6 protein-coding genes are annotated in these 5305 nt (G+C 61.9%); all 6 read left to right on the top strand.

Annotated elements, in window-relative coordinates:
* Positions 1-127: 127 nt before the first annotated feature.
* Complete coding sequence (locus tag EWE75_RS23700) at positions 128-811, top strand: hypothetical protein (protein WP_130160512.1); 684 nt, start codon at positions 128-130, stop codon at positions 809-811.
* Positions 812-961: 150 nt separating this feature from the next.
* On the top strand, positions 962-1162 hold the full coding sequence (locus tag EWE75_RS23705; RefSeq protein ID WP_130160513.1) for a helix-turn-helix transcriptional regulator: 201 nt from the start codon (positions 962-964) through the stop codon (positions 1160-1162).
* A gap of 294 nt (positions 1163-1456) precedes the next feature.
* Positions 1457-1738: a hypothetical protein gene (locus EWE75_RS23710; RefSeq protein ID WP_130160514.1), complete on the top strand. Its 282-nt coding sequence runs from the start codon at positions 1457-1459 to the stop codon at positions 1736-1738.
* Positions 1735-2667: a DUF7146 domain-containing protein gene (locus EWE75_RS23715; protein WP_130160515.1), complete on the top strand. Its 933-nt coding sequence runs from the start codon at positions 1735-1737 to the stop codon at positions 2665-2667. Before EWE75_RS23710 ends, EWE75_RS23715 begins: the two co-directional genes overlap by 4 nt.
* Before the next feature lie 20 nt (positions 2668-2687).
* On the top strand, positions 2688-4043 hold the full coding sequence (locus EWE75_RS23720) for an AAA family ATPase (RefSeq protein ID WP_165388518.1): 1356 nt from the start codon (positions 2688-2690) through the stop codon (positions 4041-4043).
* A 623-nt stretch (positions 4044-4666) separates the two neighbouring features.
* Positions 4667-5182, top strand: coding sequence for a DUF2213 domain-containing protein (locus tag EWE75_RS23725; RefSeq protein ID WP_165388519.1), 516 nt, complete (start codon positions 4667-4669; stop codon positions 5180-5182).
* Positions 5183-5305 lie beyond the last annotated feature (123 nt).

Genomic DNA, 5305 nt, shown 5'->3' on the forward strand with positions numbered 1-5305 from the left:
CTCAAGCCGCGCCCGATCCGGTGCCGTGACGACGAAGGTGATACCGCTACGCATACCCCTTGGTCGCACAATGCAGCGCTAGGCGGAATCCTCAAAAGGACTCATCCGTCACGATCAATCCACTAGCATGTGGGCGGAGGATGTCGCGACGGAATCAGGAAAGGACGATCTAGCCCAAGAACTTCTCGAGTCCGCAATTGAGCGCGGCCATGTTCGTTGCGTTTACGTCCGTAGTGCAAGCGAAATAGCGTCTCGTCACGAAGTAGTACTTGAAGCCATAGATCCCGCGCAGTTTGCTGATGGGGTATCGCTTGAGTGGGATTATGGTCTGGAAGCACATGCCGAATCACCCGACCATCCTTACTCTGTAACCTTCTCCGGGTTTGTTTTTTTGTGGGATGAGATTGCCGCGATGAGGCCGCGCCAAGCTCGCGAATTAGAGGAGGAAGAAAAGCAGGAGACGCGACTTCGATCTTCCGCGATCACTTCTCAACTGTCAGCGGTAAAGTCCGCCGACCCGCACCGCGTCAGCCAGATCGTGCGCCTCGCCCCGGCAAGCAATGGAAGCAGGCGAGGCCGACGTCCGCGGCAACACGGCGCTCCAATCGCGGCATTTCTGGCGCGAGCCGTTAGGGAAGGCGCGCAGATCGCCGCTCGAGAAAAGGATGAGGAGTTAGGAAGATGGCTCCTGGCCGAATATGAAGCGGCCGGAGATCGGTCACCACCCGACCTTCGCAATGCCGCATCCGATGCTCGTGGCGCGCTGAACGCTTGGATTTCTGCGATGGCGCAATTGCCGAGCGAGAACTGACAAGTGGCGCAATTCGTACCCTAATTACAGGGTGAAGAATTGCGCCACTTGAAATTGCGTTGCGCCATTTGCGCATCCTAGTCCGCCGTAATCCGAACGGTCACCTTCCGTCACACGCTGAGCAACACGGCGTTACACGAGGAGGATTAAATGACTTCGGGAAACCTGACGACGGAAAGCGCGTCCACCTACACCGGCCTCGCTGCGTCGACGCTTGAGAAGATGCGCCTAACTGGCAGCGGGCCTCAATTTTTGAAGCTTGGTCGCGCGGTGCGTTACCGCGTTGCCGATCTCGATGCGTGGATGGCGGCTCGTGTCGTGTCCAGCACTTCGCAGTCGATCGCAGCGTGACCGGTCATGGCATCATCAACGGCGCGGGCATCTAGAGCGAAAAAGCGAAAGTCCGGGACCGCCACAGTCCCGACCCCCGCAAATTTCATCAACAGCAACGATACCGAATATAATCTGATCCAGCGCCAAGCGCAACGCCTCTCGCAAGTGTTCGGCCTTCCGTGCCAGCGAGCGCACCTGATCGCTTCTCTCGCATTTGCGGAGGCGCGTCATGACTGACGCGATGTTCCAGCAGGTTTCCGAGATCATGTCGGAAGAACTTGGCGCCCTGATCGGCGTCGGGGCGGTGCGGCAATGAGCCTTGTGTCCGCCCGTACCGGCAACGTGATCCAGATGCGGCTGCGCATTTCGCATGCGATCATCGTTGAACCGGCGGAAAACAACTATTGGGTCTGGCGGCTGTACCGCTGGAAAGGCCAGCCGCTCGGCACCCGTTGCGAGTATGGATCTCGCGAACTCGTCATCGACTCCGCGCGCGATTATTCGCAACGGACCGGATTGCCCGCGTTCTATCGGGCTGCGGTTGGTGACGTGCCAATCCCGATGAAACGCGGCGGGCGGAGGACGCCTCGATGACGCGCCTCGCAAAACCCGAGCTGCGCGAACAAGCGCGGGGGCGGTGGCGCGCAATTCTGCCGCTTCTCGCCGTCCCCACCGGATCGCTCGACGGCAAGCAACACCCCTGCCCTGTTTGTGGCGGGAAGGATCGCTTTCGCTTCGATGATCTCGAAGGCAACGGAACGTGGTATTGCAATATGTGCGGCGCCGGAGACGGCGCACGGCTCGCAATGGCTGTGTCAGGGCTGAGCTTCGTCGAGATGGCAGCGCGCGTCCGGGAGTTGATCCCAGGATGCAGCGCGGTTCCGGGCAAGCCGGTGCGTGATGATGATAGGTGCATCGCCGCGGCGCGTGCGGTCTGGACTGCATCGTTCCCGATCGCAGGCACGATGGCCGAAGACTATCTTCGATCGCGTGGCGCATGGTCGGCTGATCTCGCGCAGGCCGGCGCGCTGCGCTTCGTTCCGAGGCTTAAAGCAGCGAACCACGATGCGGGCCATCTGCCGGCTATGGTCGCGCGCGTCACCGACGCGGCCGGTCGGGGCGTCAACGTCCACCGCACCTTTCTTCGCGAAGGCCGCAAAGCCTACCGGGCGATGATGCCCGGCCCGGTGCCGCCGGGCGCAGCCATTCGCCTTGCGCCGGCTGGCGATCGGCTCGGCATCGCTGAAGGGATAGAAACCGCCATCAAGGCGTCGATCCGCTTCGGCGTGCCGTGCTGGTCCGCTATCACCGCCGGCGGCGTGGATCGGTGGACGCCGCCGCCCGGTGTGTCCGCCGTCGATATCTTCGGCGATCACGACCGCAGCTTTACCGGGCAGGCGGTTTCCTATGCGCTGGCCCGCCGCCTCACGAACCAGCGCGCACCGATCGCCTGCGCTGTCCACATCCCCAAGGATCTCGGCACCGATTGGGCCGATGAGCCGGAAACATTGAGGCTCGAATGACGTCCACATCGGGACCCGGCATGACACGGACGTTGCAGCACGACGATTTCGGCGCCGATGCCGGCATATACGAGGAAACGCCGCCCGAAGCGTTCGAACTGGCTGACCTGACATTGTGGGCGCGGACCGCGCCGACGCCGAAGGCTTTTGTCATGGCGCCCTACATTCCCCGCGATGATGTCGTCATCATCACAGGCGACGGCGGCACGAACAAGTCGACGCTGGCGCTTCAGATCAGCGCGTGCGCGGCGGCAGGCAAGCAAATGCTCGGTATGGACGTCGTGCCTAGCCCCGCCCTCTACATCACCGCCGAGGACGACCAGCGCGAGAACCATTGGCGAATTGCCAAGATAGCGCACGCCATCGGGACGACACTTGATGATCTGAGCGGGCGCCTACACATCGCCAGCCTGCGCGGGCGGCTGAATAACGAACTCGCCACCTTTGAGGGCGACGGCAAGATGAGGCCGGCGCCAGCTTACAGGATGCTGCGCGAGACGATCCGACAAACCGGCGCGAAGCTCGTCACACTCGACAACGTCGCGCACCTTTTCGCGGGGAATGAGAACGACCGCAGCAATGTCACCGCCTTCATCAATCTGCTGTACCAGCTATGCGGCGACCTCGCCGTCACGATCCTGCTGATAGCGCACCGGAACAAGGCTGGAGACGCCTATTCCGGCAGTACGGCATGGCTCAACGCGGTGCGTTCGCAAGTGCTAATGGAACGCGCCGACGAAGACCCCGATGTCCGCCGCATGTCTCTCGGAAAGGCGAACTACGCTCGCGCTGGTGAAGACATCACCTTCCGCTGGCATGACTTTGCCTTGGTGCGCGATGCAGATCTCACGCCCGGAATGGCGCAGCAAATCGCGGAGATCACCGCCGCCAACGCGGCCAATGCGCGGTTCCTGAAGTGTCTGGCGGCGGTGACTGCACGCCGCGAGACAGCCGGCCACATCAAGGGCACGAACTACGCTCCCCGCAAGTTCGCCGGCATGGCCGAGGCCGAGGGGATGAAAGAAAAGCAGTTCGAAAAGGCGATGGAACGCCTGCTCCACCTTGGGCAGATCCGCGCAAACCAACAGCTTTGGCAGGACGGAAACCGGCACTGGAAACACGGTCTCAAGCTCGCTTCGGAGTGCGTCGACCCCCCTGCGGCCACCCCCCGCGACGACCTGCGCGCACCCCCTACGCAAGACATTGAAAACACTGCGCAGACCCCGCGTGCGGCTACCCCCCCATATATAAATATACCCGGCGCGGGCCTTGAGGCCTCCGCGCCGGGCAATGGGAGAAGCCCGATCGACTTCTCGGCATTCGAAAAGCCTTGGGCATCGCGTGCAGCCGACGAACCTGACGATGTGGAGTTTTGATGATGGAAGATCAGGAAAGCCGTGTCTGTTCTATCGACGTGGCAGCTACGCGCGCGGGCGAGGATGATGCCGCCCCCGTGCGCAGGCCATACCGAGAGGTGCCCCATGACTTCGTGGAGCGGTGGCCTCAATTCGGCTGGGGCGTGAACGGCGCGGAGGCGGAGTGGCGTGCCAACGGGCGCACAATCGCTCGCTGGATCGACGAATGTGGGAGGGATGAGATGATCTTGGCGAGGAAGCGCTACCGTGAAGCGCAACGCGCGGTCGCTGGGCGCGCTCGACGCAAACGATATGTGCTTAGCCAGACGCCAAAGCCACCCGGCACAGCCCCTCAAAAATGAGGGAAAGTTCTGCGCCTCCAATCACCAATCTGAGGGTCTTTGTATATAATCCGTTATGTATCAATAATTTATTTTATCTGTGGCGTGCTTCCTTGATATGTGAACCCACGCAGCACCCACGTAGCAGCCTTCCTCTCACTTTGAGGCGAGGTTTATTCCGAAACCGGAAACAACCCAAGGCTGGCCGATTGACCGCTTGTTGCGCCGTGCAGCGGTTATCGACGCCGACGAGAAGGGTGTCGCTTCAACCGACACCCTTGCTGCTGTCTGATGGCAGTAAAAATGCACGCGGCCGATCAGCATATTCAGCGCATGAGCATGACCTTCACCGACCGCGCCACGATCAGCGGCACCCATCGCACGGCGGACAAGTATCTGGCGGCAGACGCTCGGATCGCCCGCACTAGCATCCAAGTCTATTCGGGCCGCGAGGTCGGAAAGCCTGAGATGCCAACCGTCCGCATCTATCGCGCGCCGTCCGAGGTGTTCGCCGCCGCCGCAATGGCGTCGGTCGCGCATAAGCCGATCACGCTCGACCACCCGGCCGATAGCGTGGACGCCTCGCGTTGGAAGGGCACAGCGGTCGGCTGGACTGGCGACACGATCCAGAAGGACGGCGATTTCCTGCGCGTGCCGATGATGGTTGCGGATGCCGATGCCATCGCCAGCATCGATTCCGGCGCGCGCCAGCTATCCGCCGGCTATACCTGCGATCTCGTATGGGGGGCGGGCACGACGCCCGAGGGCGAAACCTATGACGCTCGGCAAGTCGGCATCCGCGTAAACCACATCGCCTGAGCTGCTGCCGCTTCCGTGGACACCGAGATAAGGTGTTTTTGGAACCGGAGGATGGAGATGCAACGACGGAAGTTCAGCCGCGAGTTCAAGCTCGAGGCGGTGAAGCTGGTGCGGGAACGCGGG

Source organism: Sphingomonas populi (assembly GCF_004208535.1).
Classification (GTDB): domain Bacteria; phylum Pseudomonadota; class Alphaproteobacteria; order Sphingomonadales; family Sphingomonadaceae; genus Sphingomonas; species Sphingomonas populi.